The organism is Prosthecobacter sp., assembly GCF_044232965.1.
GTDB lineage: Bacteria > Verrucomicrobiota > Verrucomicrobiia > Verrucomicrobiales > Verrucomicrobiaceae > Prosthecobacter.
On record NZ_JBIIKX010000098.1, the window covers coordinates 1 to 18,614 of the forward strand.

The following is an 18,614-nucleotide window of genomic DNA, read 5'->3' on the forward strand; positions in this document are numbered from 1 at the left end:
ATCCGAAGGCGATTGGAGCGAGGGCTTCGCACACCTCACTTGGCGCCTTCACCCCGTCGCCGCAGTGCCTGAACTGCAAAAGCGCGCCTCCAGTGACAAATTCACGCCCGAGCAGCGCAAGCTCGCGCTCGACACCCTCGCCTTCATCCCTGATGCCATGGCCGCGAAGGCCGTGCTCGCCATCGCCAAGGACAAGTCCTCACCGATTCATGAGAGCGCCATGTGGTGGCTCATCAAACGCAGCACCGACGAGTGGAGCACCTTTGGCATCGCCGAGGAGCTCAAAAAAGAAGGCATCTTCGATCCTGAAAACGCCAAGCTCGTCGAGATCGTCACCCCGCCCGCCATTCCCAGCACGGTGAAAGTCGAGGAGGTGCTCAAACTCAACGGCAACCCCAAGAACGGCGCGCAACTCGTCACCCGCTGTGTCATGTGCCACCAGATCAACGGCCAGGGGGTCGAGTTCGGCCCCAATCTCGACGGCTGGGGCCGCGGCCAGCCCACGGAGATCGTCGCGCAGGCCTTGATCGAGCCGAGCAAGGACATCGCCCACGGCTACGACGGCCAGGAATTCCTTCTCAAGGACGGCACCAAGATCCACGGCATGCTCCTCACCGAAGGCGACATCATGATTGTGCGCAGCATGGGCGGCGTGAGTCAATACATCGCCAAATCCCGCCTCAAGAGCCGAGGCAAGCTCACCAGCAGCATGATGCTCAGCGCCACCCAGCTCGGCCTCAGCGCCCAGGACGTGGCCGACATCACGGCGTATCTGCGCGCGGGGAAGTGATGACCGCGTTGTCTTTCCGATCCCAATTTGAGAATTTGCTGCGCAACCAACTGAGTTGACATAATGACATCCCTCTAAAATCGTTCACTTCATGAGCGATTCCAATTCTGCCGCAGGAAACGAAAGTCCCAAGCCAGGAGAAGAAAAGCCGATTTGGATGCGCAAAATGCAAAGCATCTTCGGAGACGGCTTTATTTTGATCGCGCTCACCGCCATCAGCTATCTAAGCGCATTCTCCTTCAAGAAGGGATTTTTCAGTTACTACGGGATACCCGAACAATATGTCAGTGTCGATCTAGATGATTGCTTGCGAGCAGCGGCAGCTCAACTCACCTGGGCTGCCTTTGCATGGATTTTCATTGTGACGATTGAAAACATCTTTTCGGAGATGCCAGAGAAAATGAGTCGGCTAAAAGCAGTATTTGAACTTTTAAAGATCTTACTGCTGTTCGTCGTCTTGCTGTTCGCGCTCACTGGAGAGTTTGCGCTCCTTGTGTGGGGAACATTCACAGTTTTGTTGATGTGCCTCATCATGCCAATCCTTGCTTGGATAATGCGCAAAGTGCTAATGTCCAAGAAACGAAAAAAAGCCACCTCTCTTCGACGATCCCCTGAAATCTCTTCGGACCAGAGCATTCGTAAACCCCGCTTTCAAGAAGCCATCCACCTTATACTTGTAGCCCTTGTTATTGTTGGCCTACTGATACCTCAAGGGCTTGGATTTAAAACGGCACGCTCACTGAGACACTACGGTCTTATAGACGGAACCAGCAAAGCAGTCATCACAGCTTACAAAGACGGATTTATCATCAAAGAAATTGATCCAACCAATGGCCGAATGAAGAGTGGATTCAGTTTACTGACAGGAGAGAAGGCGGGCCTCCTCGAAATCTCACCGACCATATTCTCAAATGGCACACACGTTGATACTGCTGAGGCTGTTGGAGATCCCTGGGAACACCTTGTGAATCAAGCGCGAGCATCTTTGTATATTTTTGACTCAACAAAAAGCACTCATCCTGCATCTTCTGGTAAAGCAACACCTCAGAAGTCACAACCATCAACAGGTTTGCCATCGGAGAAGTGAGCCAAGCAGTTCATTAAGCTTCAGAACGCCCAACGATACGGCGCGTTGTGAATCAGCTTGTTCTTCGGATACGCTGAGATGCGCACCTGGTTCTTCGAGTTTCCGCTGAGCAGCCAGACATTCGTGGCGTCCTGCGCGTGCAGGAAGCCGATGTGGCCGCTGCTAGCTTGATCGGTGGTGAGTGGCTGCAAAATGCAGATCGCGCCATAGGTCGCGGCCACCGGGCGGCCCCAGCTCCACCAGTCGGAGACCTTGGCGCTGCCCTTGGGCTGGTAGCCGGAGCGCAGCACGCACCAGTTCACAAAAGCAGCGCACCAGGCCGTCTCATCGTGCAGAAGATTGCCGCTGATGCCGCAACTGCGCAGGTATTCGAGGATGCGCGGATTGTCGCCGTTCGCCCACTCCTGCACGCCCTGCTCCATGATGGCGATCTGCATCCATGGCGGCGGCGCGGCGAAACTGGTTGGCGCGGCGGCCACGGTTTCCGGCGGCATTCCGGTCACGACACCGCTGACATTCACGATCTGACCCGGAAACAAAACTTTCCAGTTTCCCGAACCCCATTCGACAAGTCCGGGGTTAAGCTTCTGAAACTGCGGGAGCGTCATCCCGAAAGACTTCGCGATTTTGGAGGGATTGTCGCCAGGTTGAACGGTGTATTGGGCCATGGGCGAAATCATGACCGACCGGCTTGAGAAAGCCAACCATGATTTTCATCCTGGGGGGCGGTCAATCTTTGCTGAACAACCCCTTCACCTTCGAGAAGAAACCAGGCTTCTCTTGATCCGTGTTCTTCGCCGCAGGGTCAGGCGTCATCGCAGGCACCGCTGTCGGCATCTTCTGATCCCAACCACCGCCCAGAGCCTTCATCAATCCGACGGTCGCAATCAGGCGCTGTCCGGCGATCTGCGCGGTGGCGCGTTGAGTCGCCAAAGTCGTGCGATTGGCCTCGATCACATCGAGATACGGGCTCGTTCCGGCCTCGTAGCGGGTTTTGGCGAGTTGCGCGGCCTTTTCAGCACTGGTGCGGGCGCGTTGCTGGGAACCGGCCTGCGTGCTGAGATTGCGAATCGAGGACAAGCTGGTCTCCACATCGGCCAAAGCGGCAAGAAATGCCTGGCGATAACCTGCGAGAGCCTCGTCATGCGCGGCTTTTGATTTGGTGAGGTTCCAGCGGTTCTTGTTTCCTGAGAACAGCGGCACACTGATGCTCGGCCCCATGCTCCACATGAGCGAGGTCGGCTCAAACAGGATGTCGATGTCTCCGCTCTGGAATCCGCCGCGCCCCATCAGCTTCACGCTGGGGAAAAAGTGCGATTTGGCGACGCCGATCCTGGCGGTGGCGGCTTCGAGCACGCGCTCGGCCTGCGAGATGTCAGGACGACGCTCCAGCAAGTCACTCGGCACGCCCGCAGGCACGCTGGGAGGCGCGGAAAGCGTTCCCATCGATGCAGGCACACGAAAGCTCGACGCGCTGGTACCAATCAGGATGGCGAGCACGTTTTCGAGCTGATCGCGCTGTGCTTGGAGCGATGAAATCTCCGCCTCGGCGGTGGCGACTTCCGTTTCGGCCTGCGCCTGCTCCAATTCGCTGCCCGCGCCTGCCTGCACGCGGGCGCTGGCGATTTTCAGCGCTTCATTGCGCCAGCCGACGGCCTCGCGCACGATGCGCATCTCGTTGTCGAGCGTGCGGAGTTTGAAGTAGGTGATCGCCACCTCGGCCTGGATGCCAAGCAACACGTTGTGCATCGCATCTGCGGCGGCGGCGGCCTCCGCGCGGGTTCCCTCGGCCTGACGACGGAGTTTGCCCCAAAGATCAAGTTCCCAACTGAAATCGAGTGGCGCGTTGTAGGCCGGGCCGTCGTAGCGCAGGCCGTTCAGCGGGAAGGGGGAGGGCATGTTCTCCGAGGTCTGCTGCGTCTCAGCAGTGAGTGGCAGGCTGATGGACGGAAAGAAATCGCCACGCGACATGCGGGCTGCGGCACGCGCCTGATCAAAACGCGCAATCGCTCCCTTGAGCTGCTGATTGTTGGCCGTGGCGGCGGCCACGAGGTTGTTGAGGCGTGAGTCGTTGAAGACCTTCCACCATTCGCCTTTCGGCAGATGCGCGGAGGGCGACGCGGCACGCCAGGTCACGCCCTTGAACTTGGGCGAGGTCGCCGTGACGGGACGCTCGTAGTTCGGACCGATTTGAGCCAGGGCAGTTGATGCGAGGATGAGAAAAAGCAAAGTGCGCATGACAGGATCAATGAGGAGTTGGAATGGCGGCGGCGGGCAGTTCAGCGGCGGCCTCGGGTTTCTTTTTGCGGCCAAGTTTCATGACGAGCACATAGAACACGGGCGTGAAGAACAGGCCGAGGAAAGTCACGCCGATCATGCCGCTGAAGACGGCGGTGCCCATGGCGCGGCGCATTTCGGCACCGGCACCCGTGGAGACGACGAGGGGATACACACCGGCGATGAAGGCGATGGAGGTCATCAAAATGGGGCGCAGGCGCAGGCGGCAGGCTTCGAGGGCGGCTTCGAGAGGGCTTTTGCCGTGGTCGCTTTTTTCCTTGGCGAATTCGACGATGAGGATGGCGTTTTTGCAGGCGAGGCCGATCAGCACGATGAAACCGATCTGCGTGAAGATGTTGTTGTCGCCCCCGGTGAGATGCACCCCGGCGAGGGCGAAGAGCAGGCACAGCGGCACGATCAAAATGATGGCGAGCGGCAGCCGCAGGCTCTCATACTGCGCGGCGAGCACCATGAAGACGAGCAGGATGCACAGCGGGTAGATGTAGATGGCGGTGTTGCCCGCGATGATCTTTTGGAAGGTCAGATCGGTCCACTCGAACTCGAATCCACCCGGCATCTTCTCTTTGACCAGGCTGGCGATCAAATCCTCGCCCTGGCCGGAGCTGATGCCCGGCAGGGCTGAGCCGCTGAGGTCGGCGGCGAGATAGCCGTTGTAGTGGAAGACGCGGTCGGGGCCGAAGCTCTCATTCACTTTCACGAGCGAGCCGATGGACACCATCTCACCGGCTGTGTTGCGCGTTTTCAGCCGGGTGATGTCGCCCACCTCATCGCGGAACTGCTGCTCGGCCTGCGCGACGACCTGATACGTGCGGCCAAAGCGGTTGAAGTCGTTCACATACAGGCTGCCGAGGTTGATTTGCAGCGTCTCGTAGAGGTTCGCGAGCGGCACGCCCTGCGACTTTGCTTTTTCACGGTCCACATCGGCTTCGATCTGCGGAACGTTCACGGTGTAGCCGGTGTAGGTCATGCCGAAGTTGCCCGAGCCCATCGCCGCGCCGGTGAGAGCCGTCACAGTCTTGTAAAGCTCCGCGTAGCCGCGATTGCCTCGGTCTTCGATCATCATCTTGAAGCCGCCAGTGGTGCCGATGCCGTTCACAGGCGGTGGCGGGAACATGACCACCATGGCGTCCTGAATGCTCATGAACTGGCCGTTAAGGGCACCGGCGATGGCTCCGCTGTTGAGGTCGGGCGTCTTGCGTTCGTCAAAGTCATCCAGACCAACGAAAACAATGCCGCTGTTAGGACTGGCGCTGAATCCGTGAATGCTGAGACCGGGGAAGGCGATGGCGTCCTTCACGCCGGGCTGTTTCATCGCGATCTCGGACATGCGGCGCATCACGGCATCTGTGCGATCAAGTGACGAGCCTTCTGGAAGCTGCGCAAAGCCAATCAGATACGCTTTGTCCTGCGCAGGCACGAAACCTTCCGGCACGATTTGGAAGCCGCGCCATGTGGCCCACACAAGTCCGCCATAGATCATGAGTGCGATGATGCTGAAGCGGATGGCGCGCTTCACGATGCCGACATACACATTCGACGACCACTCGAAGAAGCGATTGAAGGGCCGGAAGAACCAGCCGAGCAGCAGATCCATCGCCTTCGTGATGAGGTCTTTTTTGTCGTGATGGCCTTTGAGCAGCAAGGCGGACAGTGCAGGTGAAAGCGTGAGAGAATTGATGGCCGAAATGACCGTCGAGATGGCGATGGTCACGGCGAACTGCTTGTAAAACTGCCCGCTGAGGCCGCTGATAAAGGCGGTGGGGATGAATACGGCGCATAGCACGAGCGCGGTGGCGATGATGGGGCCCGTGACCTCCTTCATGGCCTGATGGGTGGCTTCCAGCGGTCTGAGGCCGTTGCGGATGTTTCGCTCGACGTTTTCAACGACGACGATGGCATCATCGACGACGATGCCGATGGCCAAAACGAGGCCGAAAAGGCTCAGATTGTTGATCGAGAAGCCCAGCGCGTGCATCACGGCAAACGTGCCGACGAGCGATACAGGCACCGCCGCGAGCGGAATGATGGAGGCACGCCACGTTTGCAGGAAAATGACCACCACCAGCACCACAAGCAGGATGGCCTCGATGAGCGTGTGAATGACGGCGTCGATGGATTTATCGACGAACACCGTCGGGTCGTAAGCGATAGCGTAATCGACGCCTTCGGGCATTTTCGTCTTCAACTCGGCCATGCGTGCCCGCACAGCCTGCGAGACCGCAAGTGCGTTCGAGCCTGGAAGCTGGAAGACGCCCATGCCGACGGCTTTTTTGTTATTTAGCAGGCTGCGCAGCGCATATTCGCCGCTGCCCATCTCGGCGCGGGCGACATCACGCAGGCGCAGCTTTTCGCCATGCGGTCCTGTTTTGACGATGATCTGCTCAAACTCCTCCTCGGTGATGAGTCGGCCCTTCGCATTCACGGTGAGTTCAAACGGTGCGCCCTTCACCGGCTGCTGGCCGATGGCACCAGCGGCAACCTGGATGTTTTGCTCGCGAATGGCGTTCACGATATCGCTGGCGGTCAATCCGCGTGCGGCAGCCTTGTCAGGGTCGATCCAAATGCGCATGGCATATTCACCGCCGCCGAAGATCTGCACCTGGCCCACGCCATTCAGGCGGGAGAGTTCATCCTTCACATTCAGCGTGGCGTAGTTGCGTAGATAGATCTCGTCGTAGCGGTCATTGGGCGAAAGCAGGTGCACCACGAGCGTCATGTCCGGCGAGGACTTCACGGTGGTCACCCCATAACGACGAACTTCCTCGGGAAGCTTCGGCAGCACCTGCGAGACGCGGTTTTGCACCTGCACCTGCGCCAAATCGAGGTCCGTTCCGATCTTGAAGGTCACGGTGAGGATCATGACGCCGTTCGCCGTGCTCTGGGAAGACATGTAGAGCATGTTTTCCAACCCGTTGACCGTCTGCTCCAGCGGCGAGGCCACGGTTTCAGCGATGGTCTTCGGATTCGCGCCCGGATACGTCGCCGTGACGATGACCGTCGGTGGCACGACCTCCGGGTATTCCGAAATCGGAAGCTGGAACATCGATATGCTGCCCAGGATGAAAATGAGCAGCGACAAGACGCCCGCGAAGATGGGGCGGGTAATGAAGAACGAAGAGAAGTTCATGGTCGTGCCGGGGGCTTACTTCGAGGCCGTTTCTTTCGGGGTGGCAGTGGCCTCCACCGGCGCGACGGGCATCCCAGGCATCGGCAGACGGGCCTGACCATTGATAATGATCTTGTCGCCCGCTTTGAGTCCGGTGCGGACGATGCGCTTGCCGTCAATGGCAGGGCCGATGGAGACGGGCTTATAGACGGAAATGGCAGGCTGCTTCGATTCATCGATGCCGAGCACATACTTGTTCGCCTGATCGGTGAGGATGCTTTTTTCATCAACGAGCAGGGCTTGGTATTGGCCGGTCATCGGCAGACGGATGCGGGCAAAGAGGCCCGGCGTGAGCTTGCCGTCGGTGTTCGAAAACTCGACGCGGAGCACCATGCTGCCGGTGCCGGCGTCAAGGCGGTTGTCGAAGGACTCGACGTGGCCCTTGTGCGGGAAATCCTTTTCATTGGAGAGCTGGAGTTCCACCGGCATGCGACCGTCGCCATTGGTGAAGGTCGTTTTGTCGCGTTGCAGTGCCTGGAGCTTGAGCAGGCTGTTTTCGTCGATGTCGGCATACACATAGACGGGATCGACAGTGACAATGGTGGTCAGGAGCGTGGTGCCGGAGGTGACAAAATTGCCCGTGGTCGTCATCGTGCGGCTGATGCGGCCGCTGATCGGTGCCTCGACGGTGCTGTGCTCGAACTCGATCTCCGCGCTGTGCTCGGCGGCCTTGGCGGATTCCAGTGCCGCCTTCGCTTGAAGATAGGCAGATTCCTTCGCCTCCCCCTGTTCGGGCGCGATGGCCTTCTTCTCCAGAAGTTCGCCCACGCGTTTGAATTCGCTCTCCATGGCATGGGCATTCGCATCGGCACGCGTCACCTCGGCTTTGGCAGCGCGAAGTTTGGTCTCGAACGGGCGTTGGTCGATGGTGAAGAGAAGGTCGCCTTTTTTGACGAGCGCTCCGGCCTGGAAGTGGACCTCGGTGATGTAGCCGGACACGCGGGGCTTCAACTCAACGGTCTCCACCGCCTCGACGCGCCCCGTGAACTCCTCCCACTCGACGAGTTCTCGCTGCTCGACCTGTGCGAGGGTCACCGGTGCCGGTGGCATCTGCATGCCGCCATGGGCACCGCCCGCAGGCGGTTTGCCACAGGCTGCGAGGAGCAGGACGAGAGGGAATAGGTGTTGCGGTTTCACGGGGCGCGTTGGTTTTGGGGTGGGAAAGTTGACCAGTTGGTTAATTTGAACGCAAAAGAAGGACTATTCGTTGGCTTTGACGCCCAGGATGCGGCGAGCTCCGGCCTCCATCTCGTTCAGGTGGCTCAGATCGTTCCAAATGCGGGCGTGGAGGAGCAACCCCTCGCCATAGGCAAACAGGATTCGTGCCAGGGCAGGCGCGTCGGGAGCCTCGATGATGCCTTGATAATGCGCATCGCGAATGGCGCTCTCGTAGTAGCGGATGAACTGGGAAAGGATCTCCTGGAGCGTGTCGCGCAGTTTGTCATCCACCGTGCTGATTTCCGCCCCCAGAGAGTGGATTGGGCAGCCGAGCACACGGTGGTGTTTTGCCTGCATTTCCTCCTGTTCTTCACGAAATTCGCGAAAGCAGCGCCAGATGCGTTCCAAGGGCGGAATGACCGGTGAGAAGGTCTGGTCGAGCTGCTTGCGATGCTCGATCCAGCCATGTTCGATACCTGCCACGGCCAGTTCCGTCTTTGACTCAAAGAAGTGGTAAAAACTGCCCTTTTTGACACCTGCCCGTTCGCAGATCTGATCCACCGACGTGCTCCCGTAACTGCCGGTCCAGATCAATTCGATCACAGCTTCAAGCAGGCGTTCTTTGGCGTCGGAGGTGCGTCCCATGCGGGCTCTAAAGCGCTAACTAGACGATCGGTCAACAATTTTTCCACCTCGGCGATTGCCGAACCGCAACGAACCCTCCATTATGTGCCATTCCTTCACTCATGAACGACCAAGCCACCGTCCTCATCGTCGATGACGAAAAGCACACCCGAGATGGCTTGCGCCTCTCGTTGGAGGACGAATTCGACTGCTACGTCGCCTCCAACGCGGCCGAAGCGATGGAATACCTCCAGAACGACCGCATCGACGTCATGCTCACCGACCTTCGTCTCGGCGAGGACAACGGCATGAAACTCCTCGATGCCGCCCTGGCCCTGCCGAAGCCACCCGTGTGCATCATGATGACCGCCTACGGCAGCGTGGACACTGCCGTGGAGGCGATGCGCCGTGGTGCCTACCATTTCGTCACCAAGCCTCTCAATCTCGATGAAGTGGAGATTCTCATCAAAAGAGCGCTCCGCAGCCGCACGCTGGAGCATGAGAACGTGGCGTTGAAGCAGCAGGTCGAGCAAAAATTCTCCATCGAAGGCATCCTCGGCCAGTCCGAGGTGATGAAGCCCATCATCGAAACCATCCAGCAGGTCGCTCCGTCACGTGCCACCGTTTTGATCGAAGGCGAAAGCGGCACCGGCAAAGAACTCGTCGCCCGCGCCATTCACAATCTCAGTGGTCGGCCGAAAGCGAACATCGTGTCCGTGCATTGTGCCGCGCTCTCGCCGCAGATCCTCGAAAGCGAACTGTTCGGCCATGAAAAAGGCTCTTTTACCGGCGCTCAGGAGCGCCGCATCGGTCGCTTCGAGCAGGCGAATGGCGGCACGTTGTTCCTTGATGAAATCGGCGAGATCGACGCCTCCACGCAGGTCAAACTGCTCCGCGCTCTCGGGGAGCAGACCATCGAACGTGTCGGCAGCAGCAAGCCGATCCAGATCAACGTCCGTGTTATCGCCGCCACGAATCGCGATCTCGCGAAGATGGTCGAGGAAGGCAAATTCCGCGAAGACCTCTACTGGCGTCTGCGCGTCGTCACTATCCAGCTTCCACCGCTGCGCGTTCGCAAAGGCGACATCCCCGTGCTGGCCGATCATTTCCTCAAGGAACTCGCCAAAACCAACGGCAAGGCCTTCAAGCCGCTCGGCGAGGACGCCCTGCCAGCGATGATGAAATACGACTGGCCCGGCAACATCCGCGAACTCCGCGCCGCCATCGAGCACGGCATCGTCATGAGCAACAGCAACCGCGTGATGCTCAAACACCTGCCGTCCTACCTGCTCAACCCGCACGGCCTCGGCATCGGCCTGCGCGCGCCTTCTTTAATACCCACCAAAGACGCGGCATCGGCTCTGCCCACCGATTCGTCTATCAAACCCAAGAGCGATCTCGACATCACCGAAGTCGAGCACCAGCTCATTCTCCAAGCCCTCCAGCGCAGCGGCAACAACCGCACCGTCGCCGCCGAGATGCTCGGCATGAGCCGCCGCACGCTTCAACGCAAGCTCAAGGACTTGAACATGGTCCGCACGCATCGCCGACGTGTGCAGCCCGAGGCTCAAGCGCCCGCGCCGTAAATCGTCGGATCATCCAATCCCGCGAGCGCAAAGGCCTCGATGCGCTCCACGCACGTCCCGCACTTCCCACAGTGCAAATCGCCACCTTTGTAGCACGACCATGTTTTGCCATAATCGACATTAAGAGATGCGCCGAGCTTCGCGATGCCTGCTTTGTCGAGGTGGATGAAAGGGCGCAGCAATTCAATGCGCGCATACGTTCCCTCGCACATCGCAGCCGCCATGCTCTGCATGAAAGACTCACGGCAGTCGGGATAGATCGCGTGATCGCCCGCATGCGCTGCAATGACAAGCGACTCAGCCTCACGGCTCTCCGCAAGACCACACGCGATGGCAAGCATGATGCCGTTGCGGAACGGCACGACCGTCTGCTTCATGGTTTCATGTGCATAGTGTCCGTCCGGAATCTCGCCGCCGCTTTTGAGCAAGTCTGATGCAAAGAGCCGGTTCACGAAGTCCAGGCCGATGATGTCGTGCTTCACGCCGTTTTGTGCGCAATGCCATGCCGCCAGCGGGATCTCGCGATGATTGTGCTTCGCACCGTAATCAAAGCTCACCGCGCCCACGACCTCATGCTCCGCTCGTGCCCAATGCAGCGCCGTCACCGAGTCCATTCCGCCAGAGAGCAAAACGAGTGTCTTCATTCCGGCAGACGCAGCGTTTCGTCGATGTCAGGGAACCGGGCCTCACAGGTGAGCTGGATGCCGCCACGTGCGCCAAATTTACCGCGCACCACGATCTGCTTCGGCGCACAGGCTTTCACGATGTCATCGAGCACACGGTTCACGATCGCCTCATTGAAGGCCGCGTGATTGCGATACGAGGCTAGATAAAATTTCAGCGACTTCGTCTCCACGCACTTCGCGTCGGGGATGTAGTAGATTTCGAGATGCGCCGAGTCCGGTTGGCCAGTCACCGGGCAGATCGAGCTGAATTCCGGGGCGCTTAAATGGATACGGTAGTTACGTCCCGGCGTGCGGTTGGGGAACGTCTCCAGCACCGCCACATCCGGCGATGCCGGCAGGCGGTTTTCCGATTTTCCGAGCAATGTGAGGTCATTTTCCTGGCTCATGTTGGTCCAGAATGCGGGAGAGAGGCCGGATTGCAAATGCGATGAGCCGTCAGGCCAAGATTACTCGATAGTTTTCCAAATCCAGAATCGTTTCTAAATTTAGAATGCTCAAAGAAGCCCCCATCCTTCCCACCGAAGACACCCTCGCTCCAGGCACCGAGCGCACGCTCGCCATCCTGGAACTCCTCGGTCAGCACCGCGCTGGCTTGAGCCTTACCGAGATCGCGCGTGAGCTCGATCTACCGGTAAACTCTGTCTTCCGCATCACCGGCACGCTGCACAATCGTGGCTACCTCCAGCGCCGTGAGGACGACAAGCGCTTCGTGCTCACAAACAAACTTTTCGATCTCTCTCGCCCTCAAGTGCGCGAGAAAAGCCTCGTCGTTTGCGCCTTGGAGTCGCTCAAATGGTTGCGCGATGAATCTGGCGAAACCACGCAGTTACTCACCAGCGTGAACCACAAAATGACCGTGCTGGAGCAGTGCATCTCCTCCCAGCCGATCAAAGTCAGCAGCACCGTCGGTCTGCAAGTGCCCATATATTCTTGTGCTCCGGGCAAAGCCTTCCTCGCGCATCTGCCGCCTGCTGAACTCGACAAGTTCTTCGCGAACGTGAAGCTCAAACAATACACCCCAACGACTATCGCTACGCGCAGCGCCTTGGAGGCCGATCTCGCCAAAACCCGCAAGCGAGGCTTCTCCACCGACATCGCCGAGGGTCTCGAAGGCATCCACTGCGTCGCTGCTGCGGTGCTTGATGAATACCATTATCCCGTCGCCGCCATCACCGTCATGTCCCCCTCCTTTCGCCTGAAGCGCGACCAATTTGAAAAAGCCGGTCGTTTATGCATCGAAGCCGCTGAAAACATCACCCGGAGGCTCCTGGCATGAAAAAACATCTCCTCCGCTTCTCCGCCTCTCTGCTCCTCTGCGGCAAAATCTTGGCAGCTCCAACGCCTCAACAGATCGAGTTCTTCGAGTCGAAGATTCGCCCGATCCTCGCGCAGGAGTGCTATGAGTGCCACAGCACCGCCACGAAGAAGAAAGGCGGCCTTGTGCTCGATTCCCGTGTCGGCTGGCAAGCCGGCGGTGAATCCGGCGATGTCATCAAGCCCGGCGATCCCGCTTCATCCTTGTTGGTTCAAACGATCAAGCACGAGCACGAAGATCTCAAGATGCCCAAAGCCGGTGCGAAGCTCGATGATAAGGTCATCGCCGACTTCGAGCGCTGGATTCGCGACGGTGCCGCTGATCCACGCGATGCTCCACCTTCCAAAGAGCAGGTCGCCAAAGAAACCGATTGGAAGACCATCCTCGAACGCCGCAAGCAGTGGTGGGCCTTCCTACCCATCTCGAAACAGCCTTCGAGCAAAACCATCGACGACTTCATCGATGCCGAACTCACCAAGCAAGGCATTCCCGCTGCGCCACAGGCCGATGCGCAGACGCTTCATCGTCGCATGAGCTACATCCTCACCGGACTTCCTCCGAGTGGAAATCAATCCATCGATCAACTCCTCGCATCCCCCGCCTTTGGCGAGAAATGGGCCCGCCACTTCATGGACTGGGTGCGCTACGCCGAAAGCTACGGCTCCGAAGGCGATCCCCAGATCCCTTACGCTTACCAATACCGTGACTACCTCATCCGCGCCTTCAACGACGACGTTCCGTATCCTCAACTCGTCAAAGAAGCTATCGCTGGCGAGCTGCTGCCGAAGCCACGCATCAAGAACGGCATCAACGAAAGCGCGATCGGCATCGCGCAGCTTCGCATGGTGCTGCACGGCTTCTCGCCGGTCGATTCACTCGATGAGATGGTCACCTTCACCGACAACCAGATCGACACGGTGACGAAGGCCTTCCAGGCGCTCACCGTGAGCTGTGCCCGCTGCCACAACCACAAGTTCGACGCCATCTCTCAGGCCGACTTCTACGCCCTCTACGGCATCTTCACCAGCACGCACCCAGCCGTCATCGACGTGAATGCTCCCGGCACCGGCGATGCCATTCGTGCCGAATTGAAGCAGCTCAAAACGCAGATCAAAACCACGCTCATCGCCGATTGGCTCAAATCGAATCCACCTGCCCCCACTCAGGCGGATCCGCCCCGTGACTCACCAGGGCTTGGAAATTTCGAATGGCTCACGCAAGGCATGACCAAGACCAAGGCGGGTGAATTCGCCATCACGGAAGACGGCATGCGCATTTACCCCGGCGGCTATTTTTCCGACCTCATCAGCTCACGAGACCGTGCCGTTCTCTACTCGAAACGCTTTGAGAATCCCGGCGGATCGTTGTGGTTCCGCACGGCTGGAAATGGCGGGGTGAAAGCCAAATACGTCGTCCAGAACTACCCGCGCACCGGCACCATTCACAAGGCCGCCGAACTCAAGGACACCAAGGACGAACAACTCAACTGGCGCTCACTCGATCTCGATTTCTGGAAGGGCGACGAGATCTTCCTCCAAATCACCACCGCCGCCGACCTGCCAGCCGAGTTCAAAGATGGGCGCTCGTGGTTCGGCCTGACTGATGTCGCCATCACAAAGGACAAAACGCCTCCCGTCTCGCCAAAACCCTCCACCGCTTCGCCACATCAATTGATCACAGCCTGGCAGAACGATACGCTGACTGATGCTCAAGCCGAAGCGCTCAACCAACTGATTCAATCCAGCAAGCTTTCGACGAAAGTCGCCGCCGTGCTGATCAAACGCTACCATGACCTCGAAGCCAAACTCCCCGCGCCAACTCGCGTTCCCGGCGTGATCGAAGCCGATGCCAAAAATGCTGCGCTATTCGTCCGTGGTGACCACAAACAGCCCGCCGAAATCATCCCACGCCGATTCCTCGACGCGCTCGATCCCACCCCCTTCAACACCAGCGGCAGCGGTCGCCTCGAACTCGCCGAGCGCATGGCAGACATGAAAAACAACCCGCTCACCGCCCGCGTCATCGTGAACCGTCTCTGGCATCACATCTTCGGGCGCGGCATCGTCGCCACGACCGATAATTTCGGCAAGCTCGGCGATCTGCCCACGCACCCTGAGTTGCTCGATTTCCTCGCCCAGCGTTTCATCGACAGCGGCGGCAGCATCAAAGAGATGGTGAAGCTCATGGTGTCGTCGAAGGCATTTCAGAGAAGCGCTCAGTCCTCGGAACTCAGCACGCAAAAAGACCCGGAGAACAAACTCCTCAGCCACTGGAGCATGCGTCGCCTCGAAGCCGAGGCCATTCGCGATTCCATCGTGACTCTGTCCGGCAAGCTCGACACCACACTCTATGGCGAATCCGTCGGCAGTGGCGATCCACGACGCAGCATCTACGTCAAAGTCATCCGCAACGCCCTCGATCCGTTTCTCACCACCTTTGACCTGCCCGTCCCTTTCAGTGCCCGTGGCAAGCGCGACACCACCAACGTCCCCGCGCAGTCCCTTACGCTTCTCAATGACAGCAAAGTCATCGACTGGTCACGCAGTTGGGCTTTACGCAGCGCCGATGCCAAAGATGAAGTTCGCGTTCGTCAAATGTTCCGCCAAGCCTACTCCCGCGATGCCAGCGACGACGAAGTGAAGCAAAGCCTCGCCTACCTCGCCACTCTTCAGCAGGAAAGCAGCGAGCAAGCCCGCAAACTCGCCAAGCAGGAAGAAAAAATCTCCGCTTTGAACCGCCAGATCACGGCGATTCTCGATCCCGCACGCACGAAGCTCCAAGCCGAGCGCAAACTCCCCGCCGCGTCCACCGACCTGCCTGAAGCCCTCGCTGAATGGACCTTCGACAAGGATTTGAGCGATACCAAAGGGCGCATGAACCTCGAACTCGTCGGCGCAGCCCGCATCGAAAACGGGACCCTCATTCTCGATGGCAAATCCATGGCCAAATCCGGATCGTTGCCGAAAAAACTCACCGCCAAGACCCTCGAAGCCTGGGTCATGCTCGACAACCTCACCCAGCGCGGCGGTGGCGTGCTCACCATGCAGGGCAAGGACGGCGTCCTCTTCGACTCCATCGTCTTCGCCGAAAAAACACCCGCCCACTGGGTCGCAGGCAGCAACTTCTTCGAGCGCAGCGAACTCTTCGAAGGCACCGCCGAAATCGAGGCCGCCACACGCCCTGTGCACATCGCCGTCGTCTATCAATCCGATGGCACCATCAGCGGCTACCGCGATGGCAAACCCTACGGCATCACCTACCGCAAAGCCCCCGCCGCCGTCTTTGAAACCGAAGCCAGCCAAATCCTCCTCGGCTGCCGCCACGGCTCTCCTACCGGCAACAAAGGCCTCGCAGGTCGCATCTTCCGCGCCCGCCTCTACGACCGCGCTTTGACGCCCGAAGACATCGCCAAGACCGCCCGCATCGAATCCACCACCATCACCGAAGCTGACATCCTCGCCGCCCTATCGAATGACCAGCGCACTCAGTTCACGCGCCTTCAATCGCAACGCGATCTCCTCACCAAGACTCTCGAATCCACCCGCAGCACCGCCGCTGGCACTGATCCTGTGCTTCAAGCTTGGGCAAGCCTCGCGCAGAGCCTCATTAACCTGAAGGAGTTCATCTACCTGCAATGAATATCATGAATCGTCGCCATCTCTTCTCCCGCGCTTCCACCGGCTTCGGCATGGCCGCTTTGGCAGGTCTCATGCAGGAAGAATCCCAAGCCGCGCTCGTGAATCGAGCCAAGCGCTTCGCGCCGAAGGCACGCAGCGTGATCTTCCTCTACATGAGCGGTGGCGTGTCGCATGTCGATTCGTTCGATCACAAGCCGATGCTCAAGAAGTTCGAGGGCAAGCCGATGCCGGGAGCCGTCAAGAAGACGCAGTTCAACAACAACGGCACCGTTCAGCCCTCGCACTGGGACTTCAAACGCTACGGACAATCGGGCCTTGAAGTGAGCGATCTCTTTCCACAGATCGGCGGCGTGGCGGATGACCTCTGCATGATCCGCAGCATGACCGCGAAGTTCAGCGAGCATGCGCAGGGAAACTTCTTCATGCACACCGGCTTTCCCTTTCTTGGTAATCCCAGCGCCGGAGCGTGGACGAGCTATGGCCTCGGCACCGAGTCACGTGACCTCCCCGGCTATGTCGTGCTGCAAAGCGGCGGCGCGGCCACACCGCATGGCGGCGTCGGTCTTTTCAGCAATGGCTTTCTGCCCGCACAGCATCAAGCCAGCGTCGTGAAGGCCGATGAAGCCGAAGCGGTCACGAATATCCGCCCACGTCAGCCGCAGGACATGCAGCGCAAGCAACTCGACTTCATCGGCGCGATGGACAAGCGCTTCGCCAGCACCACGCAGCACGACATGCACGTCGAGGCGGCCATTTCGAACTACGAGATGGCCTGGCGCATGCAATCCGCCGTGCCCGACCTCTGTGACATCTCCGGCGAGACCGAAGCAACGAAGAAACTCTACGGCCTCGATGATCCCGAGCCAAAAAAAGCCGCCTACGCCCGCCAGTGCCTACTTGCCCGGCGACTCGTCGAACGCGGCGTGCGCTTCATTGAACTCAGCACGCTCGCCTACAACCTCGGCGGCGGCAACGGAGCCAATCCATGGGATCATCACGGTGCGATCAAAGAAGGCCACGGCAAGATGGCCAACCAGATCGATCAACCCATCGCCGCGCTCATCAAAGACCTCCGCTCACGCGGCCTGCTCGACAGTACCCTGCTCGTCTGGGCCGGCGAATTCGGCCGCACGCCCTTCGCTCAAGGCAACAACGGCCGTGACCACAACCCCTACGGCTTCACCGTATGGATGGCTGGTGGCGGCATCAAAGGCGGCCACGTCTATGGCTCCACCGATGAATTCGGCTACAACGCCACCGAGAACGTCTGCACCGTCTATGACCTCTGGGCTACCGTCCTCCACCAAATGGGCATCGACCACGAACAACTCACCTACCGCTTCAGTGGCCGCGACCTGCGGCTCACCGATGTGCATGGCAACGTGCTGCGGGACATCATCGCGTGATGAATACCTTGCTCTCACGCCGTCAAATGCTCACCAGCGCCTCCACGGGCTTTGGGATGGCGGCGTTGGCGGGATTGATGCAAGCAGAGACGCCGATAATTCATCGGGCGAAGCGTTTTGCACCGAAGGCACGCAGCGTGATCTTTTGCTACATGAGCGGCGGCGTGTCGCACATTGACTCGTTTGATCCGAAGCCGCTGCTCGAAAAATTCGCGGGCAAGCCGATGCCCGGTGAGGTGAAGAAGACGCAGTTCAACAACAACGGCACCGTCCAACCCGCGCATTGGGCCTACAAGCGCCACGGCCAGTGCGGCATGCCAGTGAGCGACCTCTTTCCGCACATGGCCACGGTGGCGGACGAGCTGTGCGTGATACGCAGCATGACGGCGAAGTTCAGCGAGCATGCGCAGGGCAATTTCTTCATGCACAGCGGCTTTCCCTTCGTCGGCTACCCCAGTGCCGGAGCGTGGGCCAGCTACGGCCTCGGCACCGAGTCGCGTGATCTTCCGGGCTACATCGTGCTGCAAAGTGGCGGTGCCAGCGTGCCGCATGGCGGCGTCGGCTTGTTCAGCAGCGGATACCTTCCCGCCCAGCATCAAGCCTCCATCATCAAGGTCGATGAAGCCGAAGCGGTGAAAAACATCCGCCCGCAGGAGCCATTCGCCACGCAACGCAAGCGCCTCGACTTCATCAGCGCGATGGACAAGCGCTTTGCCGCCACCACGCAGCACGACACGCATGTGGAAGCCGCCATCGCGAACTACGAACTCGCCTGGCGCATGCAATCCGCCGTCCCCGAGCTCTGCGACCTCTCCGGCGAATCCGACGCAACCCAAAAGCTCTACGGCATCGACCAGACT

General features: G+C 59.2%; 14 protein-coding genes. 7 read left to right on the plus strand and 7 right to left on the minus strand.

Annotation, left to right across the window (positions count from 1 at the left end):
- Both ACILSI_RS24540 and ACILSI_RS24545 read left to right on the plus strand, forming a co-directional pair.
- The coding region (locus ACILSI_RS24540) for a c-type cytochrome (protein WP_395724564.1) at positions 1-790 on the plus strand (790 nt) is incomplete at its 5' end.
- Positions 791-881: 91 nt separating this feature from the next.
- Positions 882-1,877: a hypothetical protein gene (locus ACILSI_RS24545; RefSeq protein WP_395724565.1), complete on the plus strand. Its 996-nt coding sequence runs from the start codon at positions 882-884 to the stop codon at positions 1,875-1,877.
- 20 nt (positions 1,878-1,897) lie between these two features.
- Here ACILSI_RS24545 and ACILSI_RS24550 read toward each other — a convergent pair whose 3' ends face one another.
- The 5 genes from ACILSI_RS24550 to ACILSI_RS24570 all read right to left on the minus strand — a co-directional run bounded on the left by ACILSI_RS24550 (position 1,898) and on the right by ACILSI_RS24570 (position 9,144).
- Positions 1,898-2,545: a LysM peptidoglycan-binding domain-containing protein gene (locus ACILSI_RS24550; RefSeq protein WP_395724566.1), complete on the minus strand. Its 648-nt coding sequence runs from the start codon at positions 2,543-2,545 to the stop codon at positions 1,898-1,900.
- Between the two features lie 61 nt (positions 2,546-2,606).
- Entirely contained in the window at positions 2,607-4,115 is a 1,509-nt protein-coding gene (locus tag ACILSI_RS24555) for an efflux transporter outer membrane subunit (RefSeq protein ID WP_395724567.1), read from the minus strand.
- Positions 4,116-4,122: 7 nt separating this feature from the next.
- On the minus strand, positions 4,123-7,302 hold the full coding sequence (locus ACILSI_RS24560) for an efflux RND transporter permease subunit (RefSeq protein WP_395724568.1): 3,180 nt from the start codon (positions 7,300-7,302) through the stop codon (positions 4,123-4,125).
- A gap of 15 nt (positions 7,303-7,317) precedes the next feature.
- Positions 7,318-8,478, minus strand: a complete 1,161-nt coding sequence (locus tag ACILSI_RS24565) for an efflux RND transporter periplasmic adaptor subunit (protein WP_395724569.1) — start codon at positions 8,476-8,478, stop codon at positions 7,318-7,320.
- A gap of 63 nt (positions 8,479-8,541) precedes the next feature.
- Positions 8,542-9,144 (minus strand): TetR/AcrR family transcriptional regulator, encoded by a 603-nt coding sequence (locus ACILSI_RS24570; protein WP_395724570.1) that lies wholly within the window; start codon positions 9,142-9,144, stop codon positions 8,542-8,544.
- Positions 9,145-9,245: 101 nt separating this feature from the next.
- On the opposite strand from ACILSI_RS24570, the gene ACILSI_RS24575 reads away from it, so the two are divergent.
- The gene (locus tag ACILSI_RS24575) at positions 9,246-10,709 is read left to right on the plus strand and encodes a sigma-54-dependent transcriptional regulator (protein WP_395724571.1); all 1,464 of its coding nucleotides are present in this window, start codon (positions 9,246-9,248) and stop codon (positions 10,707-10,709) included.
- On the opposite strand, the gene queC is transcribed toward ACILSI_RS24575, so the two are convergent.
- Positions 10,691-11,353 carry a 7-cyano-7-deazaguanine synthase QueC gene (queC, locus tag ACILSI_RS24580; RefSeq protein WP_395724572.1) on the minus strand — a complete coding sequence of 221 codons (663 nt, stop codon included), beginning with the start codon at positions 11,351-11,353 and terminating at the stop codon, positions 10,691-10,693. The genes ACILSI_RS24575 and queC overlap by 19 nt on opposite strands.
- Entirely contained in the window at positions 11,350-11,781 is a 432-nt protein-coding gene (gene queF, locus ACILSI_RS24585; RefSeq protein ID WP_395724573.1) for a preQ(1) synthase, read from the minus strand. The genes queC and queF overlap by 4 nt, the downstream gene beginning before the upstream one ends.
- Before the next feature lie 104 nt (positions 11,782-11,885).
- Here queF and ACILSI_RS24590 point away from each other — a divergent pair, with 104 nt between their 5' ends.
- The 4 genes from ACILSI_RS24590 to ACILSI_RS24605 all read left to right on the plus strand — a co-directional run.
- Positions 11,886-12,671, plus strand: coding sequence for an IclR family transcriptional regulator (locus tag ACILSI_RS24590; RefSeq protein WP_395724574.1), 786 nt, complete (start codon positions 11,886-11,888; stop codon positions 12,669-12,671).
- A complete protein-coding gene (locus ACILSI_RS24595; RefSeq protein ID WP_395724575.1) occupies positions 12,668-16,348 on the plus strand; it encodes a DUF1553 domain-containing protein in 3,681 nt (1,226 codons plus the stop codon). Before ACILSI_RS24590 ends, ACILSI_RS24595 begins: the two co-directional genes overlap by 4 nt.
- A gap of 5 nt (positions 16,349-16,353) precedes the next feature.
- Positions 16,354-17,754, plus strand: coding sequence for a DUF1501 domain-containing protein (locus ACILSI_RS24600; RefSeq protein WP_395724576.1), 1,401 nt, complete (start codon positions 16,354-16,356; stop codon positions 17,752-17,754).
- Positions 17,754-18,614: DUF1501 domain-containing protein (locus ACILSI_RS24605; RefSeq protein WP_395724577.1), on the plus strand; the 861-nt coding region annotated here is incomplete at its 3' end. The genes ACILSI_RS24600 and ACILSI_RS24605, both read left to right, overlap by 1 nt.

Coding starts and splice junctions, on each gene's coding strand:
- ACILSI_RS24545 (WP_395724565.1), top strand. CDS start 882: ATGAGCGATTCCAATTCTGCCGCAGGAAACGAAAGTCCCAAGCCAGGA.
- ACILSI_RS24550 (WP_395724566.1), bottom strand. CDS start 2,545: ATGGCCCAATACACCGTTCAACCTGGCGACAATCCCTCCAAAATCGCG.
- ACILSI_RS24555 (WP_395724567.1), bottom strand. CDS start 4,115: ATGCGCACTTTGCTTTTTCTCATCCTCGCATCAACTGCCCTGGCTCAA.
- ACILSI_RS24560 (WP_395724568.1), bottom strand. CDS start 7,302: ATGAACTTCTCTTCGTTCTTCATTACCCGCCCCATCTTCGCGGGCGTC.
- ACILSI_RS24570 (WP_395724570.1), bottom strand. CDS start 9,144: ATGGGACGCACCTCCGACGCCAAAGAACGCCTGCTTGAAGCTGTGATC.
- ACILSI_RS24575 (WP_395724571.1), top strand. CDS start 9,246: ATGAACGACCAAGCCACCGTCCTCATCGTCGATGACGAAAAGCACACC.
- queC (WP_395724572.1), bottom strand. CDS start 11,353: ATGAAGACACTCGTTTTGCTCTCTGGCGGAATGGACTCGGTGACGGCG.
- queF (WP_395724573.1), bottom strand. CDS start 11,781: ATGAGCCAGGAAAATGACCTCACATTGCTCGGAAAATCGGAAAACCGC.
- ACILSI_RS24590 (WP_395724574.1), top strand. CDS start 11,886: ATGCTCAAAGAAGCCCCCATCCTTCCCACCGAAGACACCCTCGCTCCA.
- ACILSI_RS24595 (WP_395724575.1), top strand. CDS start 12,668: ATGAAAAAACATCTCCTCCGCTTCTCCGCCTCTCTGCTCCTCTGCGGC.
- ACILSI_RS24600 (WP_395724576.1), top strand. CDS start 16,354: ATGAATCGTCGCCATCTCTTCTCCCGCGCTTCCACCGGCTTCGGCATG.